At 38.3% G+C, this 16,736-nt stretch carries 16 protein-coding genes and 3 tRNA genes; 4 read left to right on the top strand and 15 right to left on the bottom strand.

Features of this window, described 5'->3' with window-relative positions; genetic code table 11:
* Positions 1 to 106: 106 nt before the first annotated feature.
* From cysK to MHI04_RS00455, 9 genes are all read right to left on the bottom strand, one after another.
* The gene (gene cysK / locus MHI04_RS00495) at positions 107 to 1,036 is read right to left on the bottom strand and encodes a cysteine synthase A (RefSeq protein ID WP_036120688.1); all 930 of its coding nucleotides are present in this window, start codon (positions 1,034 to 1,036) and stop codon (positions 107 to 109) included.
* 249 nt (positions 1,037 to 1,285) lie between these two features.
* Positions 1,286 to 2,257 carry a peptidyl-prolyl cis-trans isomerase gene (locus MHI04_RS00490; RefSeq protein ID WP_036120685.1) on the bottom strand — a complete coding sequence of 324 codons (972 nt, stop codon included), beginning with the start codon at positions 2,255 to 2,257 and terminating at the stop codon, positions 1,286 to 1,288.
* Positions 2,241 to 3,122 (bottom strand): Hsp33 family molecular chaperone HslO, encoded by an 882-nt coding sequence (gene hslO / locus MHI04_RS00485; RefSeq protein WP_036120682.1) that lies wholly within the window; start codon positions 3,120 to 3,122, stop codon positions 2,241 to 2,243. Before hslO ends, MHI04_RS00490 begins: the two co-directional genes overlap by 17 nt.
* A gap of 21 nt (positions 3,123 to 3,143) precedes the next feature.
* A complete protein-coding gene (locus MHI04_RS00480; RefSeq protein ID WP_058844489.1) occupies positions 3,144 to 3,911 on the bottom strand; it encodes a type III pantothenate kinase in 768 nt (255 codons plus the stop codon).
* A 245-nt stretch (positions 3,912 to 4,156) separates the two neighbouring features.
* Entirely contained in the window at positions 4,157 to 4,957 is an 801-nt protein-coding gene (locus MHI04_RS00475) for an aldo/keto reductase (RefSeq protein ID WP_271913508.1), read from the bottom strand.
* Positions 4,958 to 5,152: 195 nt separating this feature from the next.
* The gene (gene ftsH, locus MHI04_RS00470; RefSeq protein ID WP_036120673.1) at positions 5,153 to 7,180 is read right to left on the bottom strand and encodes an ATP-dependent zinc metalloprotease FtsH; all 2,028 of its coding nucleotides are present in this window, start codon (positions 7,178 to 7,180) and stop codon (positions 5,153 to 5,155) included.
* A gap of 278 nt (positions 7,181 to 7,458) precedes the next feature.
* Positions 7,459 to 8,001, bottom strand: a complete 543-nt coding sequence (hpt, locus tag MHI04_RS00465; RefSeq protein WP_036120670.1) for a hypoxanthine phosphoribosyltransferase — start codon at positions 7,999 to 8,001, stop codon at positions 7,459 to 7,461.
* A gap of 67 nt (positions 8,002 to 8,068) precedes the next feature.
* Positions 8,069 to 9,475, bottom strand: a complete 1,407-nt coding sequence (gene tilS, locus MHI04_RS00460) for a tRNA lysidine(34) synthetase TilS (protein ID WP_036120667.1) — start codon at positions 9,473 to 9,475, stop codon at positions 8,069 to 8,071.
* A 29-nt stretch (positions 9,476 to 9,504) separates the two neighbouring features.
* Positions 9,505 to 11,898, bottom strand: a complete 2,394-nt coding sequence (locus MHI04_RS00455; protein ID WP_342535244.1) for a SpoIIE family protein phosphatase — start codon at positions 11,896 to 11,898, stop codon at positions 9,505 to 9,507.
* Positions 11,899 to 12,310: 412 nt separating this feature from the next.
* Between MHI04_RS00455 and MHI04_RS00450 the strand changes: the two genes are divergently transcribed.
* The 4 genes from MHI04_RS00450 to MHI04_RS00435 all read left to right on the top strand — a co-directional run bounded on the left by MHI04_RS00450 (position 12,311) and on the right by MHI04_RS00435 (position 12,964).
* Positions 12,311 to 12,385 (top strand) — tRNA-Gly (locus MHI04_RS00450).
* A gap of 10 nt (positions 12,386 to 12,395) precedes the next feature.
* Positions 12,396 to 12,472, top strand: a tRNA-Met gene (locus MHI04_RS00445).
* A 5-nt stretch (positions 12,473 to 12,477) separates the two neighbouring features.
* Positions 12,478 to 12,549: transfer RNA gene (locus MHI04_RS00440), tRNA-Glu, on the top strand.
* A gap of 163 nt (positions 12,550 to 12,712) precedes the next feature.
* Entirely contained in the window at positions 12,713 to 12,964 is a 252-nt protein-coding gene (locus tag MHI04_RS00435; protein ID WP_036122369.1) for a hypothetical protein, read from the top strand.
* Positions 12,965 to 13,052: 88 nt separating this feature from the next.
* Here the strand turns inward: MHI04_RS00435 and MHI04_RS00430 are convergent, their stop codons facing one another.
* The 6 genes from MHI04_RS00430 to mazG form a co-directional block, all read right to left on the bottom strand.
* Positions 13,053 to 13,481: a S1 domain-containing RNA-binding protein gene (locus MHI04_RS00430; RefSeq protein ID WP_004229154.1), complete on the bottom strand. Its 429-nt coding sequence runs from the start codon at positions 13,479 to 13,481 to the stop codon at positions 13,053 to 13,055.
* A gap of 134 nt (positions 13,482 to 13,615) precedes the next feature.
* Positions 13,616 to 14,020: a septum formation initiator family protein gene (locus tag MHI04_RS00425; RefSeq protein WP_036122366.1), complete on the bottom strand. Its 405-nt coding sequence runs from the start codon at positions 14,018 to 14,020 to the stop codon at positions 13,616 to 13,618.
* A gap of 17 nt (positions 14,021 to 14,037) precedes the next feature.
* Entirely contained in the window at positions 14,038 to 14,529 is a 492-nt protein-coding gene (yabQ, locus tag MHI04_RS00420; RefSeq protein WP_036122364.1) for a spore cortex biosynthesis protein YabQ, read from the bottom strand.
* Positions 14,526 to 14,825 carry a sporulation protein YabP gene (gene yabP / locus MHI04_RS00415; RefSeq protein ID WP_004229167.1) on the bottom strand — a complete coding sequence of 100 codons (300 nt, stop codon included), beginning with the start codon at positions 14,823 to 14,825 and terminating at the stop codon, positions 14,526 to 14,528. The genes yabQ and yabP overlap by 4 nt, the downstream gene beginning before the upstream one ends.
* A gap of 146 nt (positions 14,826 to 14,971) precedes the next feature.
* Complete coding sequence (locus MHI04_RS00410; protein WP_036122359.1) at positions 14,972 to 15,262, bottom strand: RNA-binding S4 domain-containing protein; 291 nt, start codon at positions 15,260 to 15,262, stop codon at positions 14,972 to 14,974.
* A 4-nt stretch (positions 15,263 to 15,266) separates the two neighbouring features.
* Positions 15,267 to 16,727, bottom strand: coding sequence for a nucleoside triphosphate pyrophosphohydrolase (gene mazG, locus MHI04_RS00405; protein WP_342535242.1), 1,461 nt, complete (start codon positions 16,725 to 16,727; stop codon positions 15,267 to 15,269).
* Positions 16,728 to 16,736 lie beyond the last annotated feature (9 nt).

The raw sequence follows: 16,736 nt of genomic DNA, 5'->3' as shown, positions 1-16,736 counted from the left end.
TTGAATATTACATAGAAGCGAATATTTTTATAATTTTAATAGTGTCCGTTTTTATGCACTAAAAAGGACTCCTTTTAAAAAGGAGCCCTTACATAAAAATCTTTATTTAGTCTTCAAATTGGTATAAAGGTGTTGAAAGGTAACGCTCTCCGTTAGAAGGTACAATGGCAAGAACATTCGAACCTTTACCTAAACGTTTTGCCGCTTCAATCGCAGCATAGATGGCCGCACCAGATGAAATACCACATAGGATACCTTCTTCACGTGCTACTTTACGTGCTACTTCAAAAGCAACCTCATTTTCAACAGGGAATACAGCAGAATAAACATCTGTATCTAGTACTTCTGGTACAAATCCAGCTCCAATACCTTGAATTTTATGTGGCCCTGGTTGACCACCAGAAAGAACCGGTGAATCTTTTGGTTCAACAGCAATGATTTCAATGTTTGGATACTTTTCTTTTAATACAGCACCTGCACCTGTAATGGTACCACCTGTACCAACGCCAGCTACAAATGCATCAAGTGTTAGGCCATCAAATGCTTCTACAATTTCAGGACCTGTTGTCAGACGGTGAATAACAGCGTTCGCTGGATTTGTAAATTGTTGTGGGAGGAAGTAGCCATGCTCAGCAGATAGTTCTTCTGCTTTAGCAATTGCACCCTTCATGCCTGCTGGACCAGGTGTTAACACAAGCTCTGCACCATAAGCTCGTAATAAGTTACGACGCTCTAAACTCATTGTTTCTGGCATAACTAAAATCGCTTTGTATCCTTTAGCAGCAGCAATCATCGCAAGACCGATACCTGTATTACCAGAAGTCGGCTCAATGATTGTACCACCCGGCTTTAATGTCCCGTCTTTTTCTGCAGCTTCAATCATTGCTAGAGCTAGACGGTCTTTTACTGAGCTTCCTGGATTAAAATATTCTAATTTTACATACACAGTGCCTTCATTTTCATTTGTTGCATGATTTAATTTTACAATTGGTGTTTTACCAACTAATTCAGCCACTGAATTCGCTAATCTACTCATTTACTAATCCACTCCCAATCCCTACTATTTTTATAGGTTTTACTTATTTTGTATTTTATCAATTTTTCCATTCGATTGTCAATAAATAAAACTTATATTTTCAGAATATTTATCATTACTTAAAACGGAAAAGCCTTATCATCTGTCTACAAAAAAAGAATCTGCATCCATTGGGTATGTCACTACGAATGCCTGCAAGTTTGATCAGACTCATTTTACCCCGCAAAACCTGCAGACTCTTTTCATGTATTATTTTTCTTTTTTAGACTCTCCATAATACCAAGTAGCATTAAATTCAGACCAAAATGCTTCCGGTGTAACAGATTGCGTCAATTGCTCTAAAGCCAATTCACGCTCAATATGTTCTTTCACATCGTCATATGTAAAGGATTGTCCTTCTAATACCTCTTGCACTTGAACAATTCCATAATGACCATTATCTAACTTAAAGGCTTTACTTACCTCATTTGCCTTAAGAGATTTCACAGTATTAATAATGGTAGGGTCCACATTCTCCTGATTCTCTGTGAGGAAACCAATATCTCCTCCTAGACTGGCTGAAGCACTATCAACAGATATTTCTCGTGCCAGCACTGTAAAATCAGAACCATTTTTCAATTCACCTAGTGCCTCATCAGCAGCTTTTTTTGAATCGACTTCAATAAAATTCGTACGATAGCTTGTTTTTGTATTATATAACCCCTGATTTTCCTCATAATACTTTTCAACACTTTCTTCCTCTATCACTACGTCCTTCGTGAGTACTTTATCCAATATAAGCTGTGAACGAATTTTTTGGCGTAGTTGCTCTACTGATAGATTTTGCATGGCTGTATCAAACTTATCTTGAGCAGAACGCATTAACGCAAGTTCAAGATCTATTTCTTTATCGGTAACTTTAATTTTATATGTTTTTGCTGCCTTTTCCATTACCGATTCATTTACTAAATTTTGTAGTGTTTCTTTACCATATCGTTCTTCCATGGCAATCATCCACTCTTGGCGCGTGATCACATCCCCATCAATGGCAGCGACTTGTTCGTCGCTACCAATTTCCTGACCTTTGTTTGGGATTAACCAGCTGATGAACCATAAAATATTTCCTAATAACAGAATCGCTATGACAGCTAAAGCAGGCTTTGTCTTTAAACGACGTTGCAGTAAAGGCGTTTGGTTTGGTGTTACAGTGGTTGAAGGTCGTCGATTACGCGTTGAGCTCATCAATAAACCCTTCTAGCTCATCCTTAGAAAAACTGTATGTCTCTAGGCAGAAGTGACACTCTGCTTCCGCTCCGCCATCCTCTTCAATCATTTCTCTAATTTCCGCTGCTCCTAAACCTAAAATTGCTGCACCAAACCGCTCTTTTGTACATTGACATTTAAATTCAACTGGCATGGAATCTAAAATTTGTAGATGTCCATTTCCTAAAACAGCTTCTAAAATTTGCTCTGGTGTAAAGCCTTTTTCAATCATTTTTGAAACAGGCTCTATTGTAGCAAGATGTTGTTCAATTTCATTGATTGTTTCTTCCTCACAGCCCGGCATTAATTGAAGAATAAATCCGCCTGCTGCAAGAATAGTGTTGTCTGGATTGACTAATACACCTAATCCAACTGATGATGGTACTTGCTCAGATGTTGCGAAATAATAAGTAAAGTCTTCAGCGATTTCACCCGAAACAATTGGTGTTTGTCCAGAGAACATATCTCTCAATCCAAGATCTTTAACAATTGTAAGAAATCCTTCTGTACCAACGCCTGCTCGAACATCTAACTTCCCTTGCTCATTTAAATCAAAGTGAACATGGGGGTTTGTAACAAATCCGCGTACTTCCCCATGTGCATTACTATCAATTACCATAGGGCCAATTGGACCGTCACCCTCAATTTTAATCGTGATTTTCTCTTCACCTTTTAACATAGCTCCCATCATGACAGCTGCTGTCATTGAACGACCTAAAGCTGCTGACACAACTGGCCAAGTATCATGACGACGTTGCGCTTCACCTACTGTAGCAGTTGTACGAGCTGCAAACACACGAACTTGCCCATTAAATCCTAACCCTCTTACTAAATAATCATTCATAAATGGAATGTCCCTCATTTCCTATTGGTTACGTTTATATAGCTTATATAAACCCTTCAAAGTTAAAAACGGATCCACAACATCAATGATTTGTGTCTCCCCTGCGATTAAATTTGCTAGCCCACCTGTAGCAATAACTAATGGCTCCTCTTTACTTTGTGCTTTCATCCGGTTAACAATGCCCTCTACTTGTCCTACAAAGCCATAAAAAATACCTGCCTGCATGGCAGAAACGGTCGTTTTCCCGACAATATGTGAAGGCCGTACTATTTCAATACGCGGCAATCTTGCAGCCTGTGTATAAAGAGCCTCTGTAGAAATCGTTATACCCGGCGCGATAGCACCACCCATGTAATCGCCCTTCTCATTCAAATAACAATAGGTTGTCGCTGTACCAAAATCAACTATGATACAAGGGGCTTTATATAAATCTAGAGCTGCTATGGCATTCACAATGCGATCTGACCCAACCTCACGCGGATTTTCGTATTTAATATTTAAACCCGTTTTCACACCCGGGCCAACTACCAAAGGCTTTCTTCGAAAATATTTCTGACACATCGCGTCTAATGAAAACATAATTGGTGGCACAACTGAGGATATAATAATACCTGTAATTTGTTCAAATGAAATGCCTGCATGATTAAAAAATGAAAGAACTTGCATAGCATATTCATCCTCTGTTTTATGAAGGTCCGTCACCATACGCCAATGGAAAGCTAATTGTTCGTTGTCATCATAGACACCTAATACAATATTAGAATTCCCTGCATCTAAAACTAAAATCAAGGCTGACACCTCCCCTATCATCATTGCACCTTTCATAAACCTAACATGACAGCTACAATCTAATTGAAATGAAGATAAAATACTTTAGAAAATGATACCATACTTTTTACCTTGATTCAGCATTCATCTCCTTCCTCTAAAGGCGTGAGCGGAATGCTTACTTTATTTTTTCAGTGGATGTTCATCTATAACGATGAAAGCTTCTTTAAAAAGGAGCTCCCTAAACTAGGCAGCCCCTTTGAAAATCATTTAAAATTAAATTTTTCTGGATCTGGACCACAACGTAGACCATCATTCAATGCATCCAACTGTGTCATTTCTTGCTCAGATAACGCAAAGTCAAAAACATCAAGGTTTTCAGACATACGTGCCGGTGTCATCGTCTTTGGAATTGTGACAACATGATGCTGTACATCATAGCGTAACACAATCTGTGCAGGTGTCTTGCTGTATTTAGAGGCTAATTCTTGAATCAACGCTTCTTCAAGTAGAGAGCCATTCATCAATGGAGACCACGCCTCCACCTGTATACCCTTATCCTCACAATAGGCACGTACTTCCTCTTGTGTTAAATGTGGGTGAAATTCAATTTGATTAATAACAGGAATAACAGTCGTTTCCTTCAAAAGGCTTTCTAAATGATGCACATGGAAATTACTAACACCAATTGAGCGTACTCGACCATCTTGATAAATTTTTTCTAGTGCTTTGTAAACCTCAATATAATTTTGATCAATTCCTGGCCAGTGCACTAAATACAAATCTAAATAGTCTAATCCCATTTTCTCTAAACTGCTATCATATGCGGCAAGTGTTTTTTCATAGGAAAGACCATCGTTCCAAACTTTGGATGTGATAAATAGTTCTTCACGAGTTACTAAACCTTCTTCAATTGCGGCTTGTATTCCACGACCAACACTTTCTTCATTGCGATATACTTGTGCTGTATCAATGCTACGATAACCTTTAGCAATAGCTGTTTTTACGGCTTCTGCTAGGTCATCTCCTTCAGGTACTCGAAAAACACCATAACCAACCAAAGGCATCTTAAGTCCATTATTCAATGTTACATTTCCCACGTTAAACACTCCAATCTGTTTTCACTAACTTTACATCTTCTCTCCACCCTAAGAGCAGAGTTATATGTAACTGTCTTACATAAATATATCCTAATGCTTATTAGCAAGAAAAGGCAAAGAAAAAGACTGTTTACCTAATTTTAGTAAACAGTCTTTTCTACTTTAATCACGTTTCTCATCGATACCTTTAGGAGCATCATTTGGTTCTTTACTTTCTTTTGCCAGATTTAAAGTTGTTGGGTTAGGCTCTTTGCTAAGTAGCTCTTTTTCAACAGTTGGTTCACCAATAGTATCTAATGTTGGCTTCGCTTCAATTTTCGGAGTGCTCTCCTCAATACTTTCTACGACCTCTGGCTCTGGTAAAATACCATGATCACGTAAATGTTCGATTTCCTGTGCATTTAATGTTTCTTTCTCCATTAAAGTATTGGCAATTAAATCAAGCAAATCACGTTTCTCCGTTAGGATGCGTTTTGTACGCTCATATTGTGTATCAATAATTTTTTGCATTTCTTTATCAATTTCATAGGCTACTGAGTCAGAATAATTTTGATCTGAATTAAAGTCGCGACCAAGGAATACATTGCCACCCTGACTTGAACCAAATTGCATAGCACCAAGGTTTTCACTCATTCCGTATTCGGTAACCATAGCACGAGCAATGCTTGTAACTTTTTGGAAATCGTTATGTGCCCCAGTAGAAACTTCACCAAGAACAATTTCTTCAGCTACACGACCACCAAGAAGGCCTGCAATACGATCTAAGAGCTCTTGCTTTGTTGTAAAGAAACGTTCTTCCTTCGGTAACATAATCGCATATCCACCCGCTTGACCACGAGGAACAATTGTTACTTTGTGCACTGTATCCGCTTCATCAAGCTCAAGACCTACTACTACGTGACCAGCCTCATGGAAGGATACCAGTTTTTTCTCTTTGGCTGAGTATACTCGACTTGCTTTAGCTGGACCCGCAATTACTCGGTCAGAGGCTTCATCGATATCCGCCATACTAATCGTACGTTTACTTTTACGAGCTGCTACAAGTGCTGCTTCGTTTAGTAAGTTTTCTAAATCTGCACCGGAGAAACCTGGAGTACGTTGAGCAACTGCAGCTAAATCAACTGTATCTGCTAAAGGTTTATTACGTGCATGTACTTTAAGAATTGCTTCGCGCCCTTTTACATCAGGATGACCTACAGTAATTTGGCGGTCAAATCGACCTGGACGTAATAACGCTTTATCTAAAATATCTGGGCGGTTTGTTGCAGCAATGATAATAATACCTTCATTTGCTCCGAAACCATCCATTTCAACCAATAATTGGTTCAGTGTTTGTTCACGTTCGTCATGACCACCGCCAAGACCAGCGCCACGTTGACGACCAACCGCATCAATCTCATCGATAAAGATGATACATGGTGCGTTTTTCTTCGCGTTTTCAAATAAATCTCGAACACGTGATGCACCGACGCCGACAAACATTTCTACGAAGTCAGAACCTGAAATTGAGAAGAAAGGAACGCCTGCTTCGCCTGCCACTGCACGTGCAAGTAATGTTTTACCTGTACCTGGAGGACCGACAAGTAAGATACCTTTTGGAATGCGTGCACCGATTTCAGTGAACTTGCGATGGTCTTTTAAAAAATCTACAACCTCTACAAGCTCTGCTTTCTCTTCATCAGCACCTGCTACATCTGTAAAACGAACTTTTTTCTTTTGGTCATCATAAAGTTTAGCTTTACTTTTACCAAAGCTCATCACTTTATTACCGCCACCCTGAGATTGGCTCATTAGGAAGAAGAATAAGAAAATGATGATGATGAAAGGAATAATTCCTGTAAAGAATTGAATCCATCCACTTGTTTCTGGTGCTGCTAAAAAACTAATATTACTATCTTTATCCTTAGCAGCCTCATCGATACGGTCCATTAAAGATTGGTTTTCACGAGGGATATTCACTGTAAAGCTTTGACCCTTCTCATAACCTTTCAGTGTACCTTCAACGATGTAAACTGATTTATCAGGTTGAATTGTAGCACTTGTTATTTCTTTCTTATCTAGAGCTTGTTGAAACTCATGATAAGATAACTCTTTCGTTGGTGAATTTCCACTATTGAAAGTACCAAAAATACCGATAATCACTAGGAAAATCAGTAAATAAAATATGGTATATCGAAATATTCGATTCATCTCCAGCCTCCTCATTACAAACAGAAAAATTATAAGTAAAATCTTAACATATCATGATTTCATCATACAACGAAAAGCCCTACTTAAAAAATGTTTCGTTCACTTTTGCCGTTATCAAAACAGTTTTAGGCCATCTTTATATGTCCCAGCGTAATTGTACCTGTTCCTTGGACTCGATATAGCTGAACATTGTGTCAAGATTTTGAATTATGTTAAACATAACGAAAAATACATGACTTGCGCTGGAGGCCTTTGCATTTATAGCTGGTTTTTGTAACTTAGAAAGAATAAACTTCAGGCTTCAGTATACCAATATAAGGTAAATTACGATATTTTTCTGCGTAATCTAAGCCATACCCTACAACAAAGCCATCCGGCACTTCAAAACCAACATAGTCAGCAGATAAGTCCACTTTACGGCCTGATGGTTTATCTAATAATGTAACAATTTTGATGGACTTTGCTTTGCGGTATTTAAATAAATCTACTAAATAGCTTAACGTTAAACCACTATCGATAATATCCTCGATAATTAATACGTCACGTCCCTCAACGCTTGTGTTTAAATCTTTTAAAATTTTCACTTCACCCGATGACACAGTAGCATTACCATAACTAGAAACATCCATAAAATCCAATTCGATGAAAGAATCGAAGCGTTTCATTAGGTCTGTCATAAATGGCATTGCTCCTTTAAGCACACCAACAGCTAATGGGAATGCATCTTTGTATTCCTCTGTTAATTGTGCACCTAAATGTGCAATTCTTTCTTGCAGTTGTTCTTCTGTAATCATAATTTTTTCGATGTCGTTTTGTAACATATCGATTCCTCCTCGTGATGTATCAAAAAATTTTCAACCAATTATGGTGAAATATTTTACAAAGACCTTAGTCTACGATGAGCACTGTATCATCGTTTGGTTGCGGAGTGGTTGAAAAAAATATTCCCATACGCACACCAATTACCGCTACCACCTCATCAGATTGAGAAATCAGTAACGGCCAGCTATTTCGCTCATTTAAAGGAATCTTTTCATCTATAAAAAGGCGAGATAAGCGTTTTGGCTGATCCATTCCTTTTAACAGCATTCTGTCTCCGTCCTTGCGTGCTCGAATATAGAGCGGTAGTTGGAGTTTGCTAGCGTTAAAATAAAAAAGCTGTGCAGTATCCGTCAGCAATTCAGACGATAAATCATGCAAATTGACTACGCATAAGCGTTCACCATTTGTCAGTGTTGTCCATCCATCAGCAGCCGTAATCATTTGTTTCTCAGGAGATGTTTGGCCTTCTAATGGCTTATTCTTCTGAATCGTTAATTTCCCGTAAAGGCGAACTGCTAGAAAATCTTCAGGCAAGTGAATTTCAGCATACCCTGCTGTTGTATCACAAAGCTTTAAAATTGAAGTCAATAAAGCATAACTTTGTATCGTATTTGAATCTTTGTAAAGATAGTTTAATAGTATTAAAATGAGCCTCCTTTGTAAAGCAAGTGGTACCAATTGAAAAGCCTCAATTTCCATGCTATATGTATTTTCGTTACTTCTTATGATGGTTTGAGAAAATACATCTTGGGCTAATGTCATTAAAAAGGTATCGTCTTCTTGCAATTGCTTTGTGAAATGGGCCACCTGCTCAGTCACTCTCGGATTTTCTGCCTCCAGTAAAGGCACCACATGATGTCTAAAGCGATTGCGTACATAGGTGTCTTTGGAATTGCTAGCATCTTCTCGATAATCCAAACCTTTTCTAAGTAAATATTCCCTTATTTCAGACTTTGTAACCGTTAAAAACGGACGAATTAATGATTTGCCTTCAAAACATCGTTGAGGACGTATGCCTTGCATACTGTTCATTGTTGCATTTTTTGTAAGGGCCATTAATACTGACTCCAGTTGGTCATCCGCATGATGTGCAGTTACAAGCTTATTGGCATTTGTTTTTCTCAAGATTTCTTTGAAATATCGATACCTCTCCCTACGACAAATTAACTGTGTATTACCATTTTCCTGTGCCATAATTGCAGGTATTGGAATATCTGTAGCATGTAAGTAAACACCATTGTCGTCACAATACTTTTGGACAAATGCTCTATCTGCAGCAGAGTTTTGCCCTCTCAACATATGATCGACATGTACTGCTTCCACCTGAATGTTCCACTGCGCCTGTGTTTGGATAAAGTAATGGAGTAACGCCATAGAGTCTACCCCACCCGAAACGGCGATGAGAAGATGATCGCCTTGCTGTAATAATTGCTCTTCTTCAATAAATGTTTTGACCTTTAATTCAAATGACAAACGCTTCTCCTCCCCTTTTCGTTGTTATTTTAAGATGAATTACTCATAGAATACTGAGCTGGTCTAAAGACAGCCCATGTCGGTACAACATGCGTCACCTCTAACATTAATACTGTACAGTCATCTTCTATTTCGAAATACCCTTGGAATGATTGCATGATCGTTGTTAGCTTTTCTTGAATGGTTTTATTTGTACTGGCAACCTGCTGTGCAAAAGCTAAAAATGTTTCCTCTTGCTCATCCCAATCATCTACACTTGAAAACAGGCCATCTGAGTGCATTAAAATAACGTCTCCTGCCTTCAGTTTTCTTTTTTCAGCTTCTACTGTTGAAATAGATAAAAATCCTACAGGTGCTGCATTACTTTCAACTTTCAGCACCTCTTTTCCACGTAAAATATAGGTCGACATACCTCCAGCCTTCCACGACCACAAATCACCATGCTGTAAATCAACAAGTGCAAAATCAAGTGTTGCATACATATCATCCTGTTGCTTTAATGACATAACATAATGCAATGTATGCATCGCCGTTTCCGGATTCATATTGTAATTAAGACACTCTCGCATCAAGTGGATCAATTTTCTACTTTCATGTTGTGCTTCTTTATTTTGCCCCATACCATCAGACAGCAAAATGGCAAATAGTCCTGGATGCAATTGGAAGAGGGCATGAGAGTCTCCAGAATATAGTGTTGCATCTTTCGACATGCTATATATATCATACTCTACTTCAAAGCTAATAGCTGATCTAAAGCATATTTGAACATGACGAAACGGTATTTCACAGGCTATTACTTTTTCTATTTCAAAAGGTTCATCGAAAATCTCATAAAGAATTGGCAGAATCATGCGTTCAGCTAATGTTGTATCTTCCTCCCAGTTGACACGTGCTGGTGCTAAAGCACAAACAATCTTTCTTGCACCTGGCTTATTGCTAAGCACATCTAGTTGAAAACATTCAATATTGGCATCCTTTAAGCGTTCAGCAATATCCTTTTCTACACTAACAAATGAAATTGCATCCTCCTTCATCTCAGCGATTAACTGGTTTAAATGGTTACTCATATCACGAAGTTGCAGGGCAATCATTTTTTTACCATGAAAGTACTGCCCATTAATGCGTTCCCTATAAAGCTCTGTATCTAATTCCTCGAAAATCTTCGTCGATTTTACGCATTTATACCGTATTTGTTCTTCTACACGATGAATAGCTGATTCCTTGCCTACTCCTTTCATATGAAACCAGTCTGTCACAAGCTTGTCCATACCGTTATTTTTAGCACCCCAGCAATGTTCATAGCGGAAACAGCTTAAACAAGTGTTCATTGGAGATACTTCCTTCGCAGCTTCAACTGGAGCCGTCATAAAGCGATCAAATACAAGCTCCTTCATGAATTGTACAAAATGCTGAAAATGCTCTAATTTATACGTTACATGTTCGGTTAACCAATTCTGTCGTGCCAGTAAAATCTCCTCACGTTGTGGGAAAAGCTTGTCCCTCACCCTATCTGAATATTTCTTTGGGATCGTTAGAAAAAGAATGCTCCCGATGGCAATGGAGGTAAAATACACGCTATCTAAAGGCAGTGTGGCGTCATAAAATAAAAAAAAGACACTTGGCAAAATACTACCGATCGCAACACCAAATCTACCACCTTTAGCTCCCATTCCTGCACACAGCCCCGTTAAGGTCGCAACTGAAAGCATCCCGGTAAATGAAAGCTTAGCAATACCGATAAGAGTTCCCAGCACTGCTCCGATTACTGTTGCTAATGGGACACTGCCAACCAATGCACCAAAACAGATAAAAAGCTGCAATAAAAAAATGGGGAGTGAGAAATAGCTAATCACAACTGCTTGCATCCCAGTAAGCATGGCAGCAAACACGACTAATCCAGAGCCTAGCTTCTCATATGTCCAATGACTCGTAAACCATTCATACGAGTTAACAAATAGCACTTGCATAAACAGCGTCATAATAAGAGCTAGAGCTGCCTCACAGCCTACATAAAATTGTACAAGCACTGGTGGTAAGCCTTGATACATCACCCCTTGCCACATTATTTGTACCAGTAATACAGCTAAAGACACCGCAATACTTTGGGGCAACTGCCAGTAACGGAAACGCATGATACATTCATACATAACAATTTGTAACGCTAGAATGAAGACTTGTCCAAAACCAAGGAAAAAACAACCTGCTAAACTACCGAATAAAACGAATTTGGCATACTCCCTATACTTTGTTCGAATAATGGCCCAAAAAGGAACTGAGAACGGTACAGCTGCTTCAAATACAACAGATTGAGCTAAGAAAAAGGCGGTTAAAAAAAAGAGAGAACCTATTAGGATCTGCTTCTTTTTCATACCGATCTTTTGGTCATCTACATTCGTTGTATTATACCATTCAATACTTGTCATTTAATTATCCCCTTTCCGCACTTTTGGTTATTATAAAAAATTATGTGCGGAAAGATTGTCTGACGTTGACAGAAAAAAATATAAATATTTCGACTAATAGCTATTCATAAATACGAGAATTGGCAACAATTTCTTTCGCAACAGCCTAACATTCATGAAAAACGTTGAAAAATCCACTTATAAAAACAAAATTGTAATGACTTGCTATTCATCTTAAAGCTTAGTGCGAGGGCATTCTATGAGCTATCAATCACTTTATTCAACTGTTACCACGATACATTTCTACGTAAGAACAAAAAATCCGCTAAAATACTCTTCTATGCTAGTTTTTACGAAATATATTTTTTTAAAAAACCTACTTGACACTAGCACGTTTGGCTTGTATTATTTAACTTGTTGCTTAAACGACTGTGCGGAAGTAGTTCAGTGGTAGAACACCACCTTGCCAAGGTGGGGGTCGCGAGTTCGAACCTCGTCTTCCGCTCCATATAGTAATTGGCGGCCTAGCTCAGCTGGCTAGAGCGTACGGTTCATACCCGTAAGGTCGGGGGTTCGATCCCCTCGGCCGCCACCATAGTAGGCCCGTTGGTCAAGTGGTTAAGACACCGCCCTTTCACGGCGGTAACACGGGTTCGAATCCCGTACGGGTCATCTCAAATAGGCGCCTCAGAACTAAATTCTGAGGCGCCTATTTTTATTGTAATCTATTTTGTCACTATTCCCATCTATCCGTCTGTTCATTTATAGCTATGTGACTGCGTATAAAAATATGGCATACTAAAGAAAAGAGTGTTTTTTAGGAGGTTAAATTCCCTTGAGTGCATTAACAAAAGCCGCGTTAATTTGCGGAAGTGGCTCGATGATTATTCTTATTTCAATTCTTATTAATTTACCTTTTTTTGTTCAAATAATCCTATTACTTTGTGGACTTGCCGTGAGTGTATATGGTGTTTTCTTACTTGTCAAAATGGTTACTCATCCAGTGGAGAAAACATCCATAGCTTCTGCCGATGAAAAAACAATAAACCCCACAAAAAAGAAAAAGAGACCTTCTTCTACTTTGTAGGTAAATGAAAAAAAGGGATTAGCTTTATTAAAAAGCTAATCCCAACTCTATTTCATACACTTTTTCTACGATTAAAACAGTCAGCAAACTACCCTCTTCTAGCTCCGCGACCTCCGCGTTTTGATTCTGTAGCACGTTTAAGTGTTGCTAGACGTTCATCACTATCTTTTAAGAAGCGTGCCATTTTTTGCTCAAAATTTTCTTTTGGCTGGTGGCGTTCGTTACGATCATTAGAACGATTATCACGACGTGGACGTGCTGGACGTTCTGGTCTCTCAGCTTGAGGCTTTGCTTTACGGATTGAAAGACCGATCTTCCCGTCCGCTTCAACATTCATCACTTTTACTTCAACTTCATCTCCAACTTTTAGATGCTCATTGATATCTTTTACATAATTGTCAGCAACTTCACTAATGTGAACTAAGCCTGTTTTGCCATCTGGCAGCTCAACGAATGCTCCAAAATTTGTGATTCCTGTTACTTTACCTTGTACCTTGCTGCCTACTTCAATTGACATAAAAAAAATGCTCCTCCTTAAAAATTAAGCGACTCATTTGAGCCATGTAATCAATTTAATCAAACCTTTTATTGCATTAAGCTTCTCTTTTCATTATATATAACAATAAAAGAGTGTCAACAATACACAGCTTTTCAGTCGTCTTTTTTATCTTCCTTATCTGGAATGATAAAAATAATCTCACCTTCATCAGATAAGTAATACTCTTTTCTTAATAGCTTTGCGATATATTCATCATCCTGTAATTGTTTGATTTTAAGATTTAATGTATCTTGTTCTTCTTTCAATTCAGTGAGATGCTGATTCGCTTCTTTCTTTAATTTCTCTTTTGCTGCTAAAGTTTCATTTTGATGTGATAGCACATTTAAGAGAAGAGCGATAATAATGACTGGTACAATCGCAAAAAAGACAATACGACGCAATTTACGTTTACGAGCCTGCTGTTTGCGATTTATAGCTCTATCCGTGTTACGGACATAGTCATTATCAAGCTTCGTGAAATTTTGTTGTTCATCATCTGATGAATGACGTCTAGTCATGCCCGCACCTCCGAAAATTATTGTTGCTTTCTATTATACTTCAAATATCGTAATTTTTTAAAAAAAGTGTAGGACAAATAGGAATAAATTTTGACAAAAGGTCTTATAACAAACATTACTATATTTATGAATAGCTGCAAAATTTGTCGAATAACAGCGACTATGAAGCGTACAATGAACCAGAAGGGTCTCCAAGTTATATTCACCACAATTCTAGCAATGAAACGTAAAAAATTTTGAAATAACGATTGATACAAAAAAATTCCGGCTATTTGCGCTAGCGGGTCATAAGCCCGCCAAGCGCCGTCTTTTAGCCAAAATAATAAATAGTATGTCGCTCCCCCAAGTAGAATCCATGTTATTAATTCAACAATCATCATCCACTTTCGAAGGCTTGACCTTTTTGGAGTTGAAAAAACTACGAGCCTTACACTATCAATAATGAAACCAACTGCTATACCGCTCAAAACCATGACAATTAATTGATATAATTGTTCACTAACAATCATCCAAATAACTTATGAAGGAAACCTTTCGAGAAGCCACTTTCCTCCTCGTCGTACTGTAAGGTTTTTACAGTTCCTTCAAGCGTCAATAATCCTTTATCAACATCTAAATGAACGATATGCAGTTCTTCTCCGCGAATTAACAAGTGCCCTTGGGACGTCTTAATGAAAAACTCTTCCTGATCAAAGCGTTCAATTGATTTTACAGAAGTCATGTCCATTCTTTTACGATTACGAATCGTTAAAATATGCTCTCCAGATGGAATTGTGTAACGATTACTTTCTTGATGTAGCGTCATTTTTTTCCTCCTTTAGTCGTCCTAGCTTCTGTTCACTTTATGCGGACAACCTTCAAAGCATGACAACTTTATTTAAGTTGTGTAATACTTTCATCCACAAAAGAAAGGTGGGACAACATTAGGAGGTTTAAAAAATAAATTTAACTTTAATCCTCATCATCAATAAATTCAGGTTCAACCTTTTCTAGTCTTTCTTCCTTCAAAATGGTAAACATTTTTGCGGCATCTTCTTTTTTCACCGTATCACGTAATTCTTCTACACGTGCAGTCACTATTTTTTGACCAAAACGAATAGCTAGCTCATCTCCTGCTTTTACTGTACTACTAGCTTTCGCTACCTTATCATTGATTGTGATACGACCTTGATCTGCCACCTCTTTCGCTAAAGTGCGGCGTTTTATTAAACGGGATACTTTTAAAAATTTATCTAGTCTCATCTTTTTACTCCTTTTCTAGTCGCTTTGCTTCATTCCAAAATGCATCTAATTGCTCTAATGTAAAATCGGAAAAAGACTTTCCACTGATCTTTACCTGTTCCTCTACATAACCGAAACGTCGTGCAAATTTTTCATTTGCATGTAGCATAGCCTCTTCTGGTGACAGTTTGTAGAAACGCGCTAAATTTACTAGTGTAAACAACACGTCACCAAATTCATCCAAACGGGATGCATTAGAGCCTTTCGTTACTTCCTGGCGAAATTCCTGCCACTCCTCAACAAATTTATCCCATGCCCCATCCACATCTGGCCAGTCAAAGCCCACTTTTGCAGCTCTTTTTTGGTAATTATATGCTGTTTGTAATGCAGAAGAGGCTCTATACTCCTCGTCTAATAGTGGTTTATCGCTAGTACCCTTTTCTTCAGCCTTAATAGCCTCCCAATTGGCCACAACATCGTCCGCATCTTCCACTGCAACATCACCAAAAACATGTGGGTGGCGGCGAATCATTTTTTCACTAATGGAAGCTAACACATCTTCAAGCGTAAAGTAACCTTCATCTTCTCCAATTTGTGCATGTAAAAATACTTGTAATAGCACATCACCAAGTTCCTCGATCATTGCAAAATCGTCCTCAGCATCTATAGCAGCCAAATATTCATGTGCTTCTTCAAGTAAGTATTTTTTTAACGACTCATGTGTTTGTTTTTGATCCCAAGGACAGCCATTTGGACCTCTTAGCGTTGCAATAATCTGACGGAATGTTGTCCAATCTTTTAATGCCTCTTCTTGCGATTTGACAGGTGGTACATAGACTGTTGTTAAATTATTAACTTCTACACTTTGATCGAGTTCATAGAGAGGTACCGTAACAATCTGTTCTTGTGCAGACCCTGCAGCCGTCACAACCGTCACAGGGTACTCGTCATCATATTTCTCCATCAACGTTAGCTTTACTTCCGAGGCACTAAATGTATCGTATACTTGCGCGATCAAAATATGTTGACGCATGTTGATGTCATGCATTGAAAAACTGGTACCATCAAGCAATTGAAAACCTTCTATTGGATCAATTTTTAATGCACCAAAAATAGGATCTAAGAAACTCTGACCACCCTCAATAACTAACTTAATTTTGCCTTCATCCGCTGCTGCAATAAGCAGTTGCACTGTCTGTTCTGCAACTAATGGATGGCCTGGCACAGCATACATAATATCCTCAACAGCAGCAGCTTCAATAAGTGCATTTGCTATTTCCGCATAGACAGGCTGGAATGCATCATGTTTTTCATATACTTTATCAAAGCTTTCGAATTTAACACCCTCTGCTGCTAATTCCTCTAATACTGGGTGATCTATCGTACGTACATATAATTTTTTAGCAGCCTTTAATTTTCTATAAACACCCATTTGCAGCTGATTAAAATCCCCTGCACCTAAGCCAATAATTGTTAAAGTTTTCAATATTCACAC

The organism is Lysinibacillus sp. FSL K6-1151, assembly GCF_038630755.1.
In the GTDB taxonomy this organism is placed as follows: domain Bacteria; phylum Bacillota; class Bacilli; order Bacillales_A; family Planococcaceae; genus Lysinibacillus; species Lysinibacillus fusiformis_D.
The sequence above is the reverse complement of the archived record's forward strand: the minus strand, read 5'-3'. Positions and strand labels throughout refer to the sequence as shown.

Bases quoted from the DNA above. Each gene is read 5' to 3' on its own strand.
- ftsH (WP_036120673.1), bottom strand. From the start codon at position 7,180: ATGAATCGAATATTTCGATATACCATATTTTATTTACTGATTTTCCTA.
- MHI04_RS00490 (WP_036120685.1), bottom strand. From the start codon at position 2,257: ATGAGCTCAACGCGTAATCGACGACCTTCAACCACTGTAACACCAAAC.
- yabP (WP_004229167.1), bottom strand. From the start codon at position 14,825: ATGACGCTACATCAAGAAAGTAATCGTTACACAATTCCATCTGGAGAG.
- MHI04_RS00475 (WP_271913508.1), bottom strand. From the start codon at position 4,957: ATGCCTTTGGTTGGTTATGGTGTTTTTCGAGTACCTGAAGGAGATGAC.
- MHI04_RS00430 (WP_004229154.1), bottom strand. From the start codon at position 13,481: ATGTCAATTGAAGTAGGCAGCAAGGTACAAGGTAAAGTAACAGGAATC.
- hslO (WP_036120682.1), bottom strand. From the start codon at position 3,122: ATGAATGATTATTTAGTAAGAGGGTTAGGATTTAATGGGCAAGTTCGT.
- MHI04_RS00425 (WP_036122366.1), bottom strand. From the start codon at position 14,020: ATGACTAGACGTCATTCATCAGATGATGAACAACAAAATTTCACGAAG.
- MHI04_RS00455 (WP_342535244.1), bottom strand. From the start codon at position 11,898: ATGACAAGTATTGAATGGTATAATACAACGAATGTAGATGACCAAAAG.
- yabQ (WP_036122364.1), bottom strand. From the start codon at position 14,529: ATGATTGTTAGTGAACAATTATATCAATTAATTGTCATGGTTTTGAGC.
- MHI04_RS00410 (WP_036122359.1), bottom strand. From the start codon at position 15,262: ATGAGACTAGATAAATTTTTAAAAGTATCCCGTTTAATAAAACGCCGC.
- cysK (WP_036120688.1), bottom strand. From the start codon at position 1,036: ATGAGTAGATTAGCGAATTCAGTGGCTGAATTAGTTGGTAAAACACCA.
- hpt (WP_036120670.1), bottom strand. From the start codon at position 8,001: ATGTTACAAAACGACATCGAAAAAATTATGATTACAGAAGAACAACTG.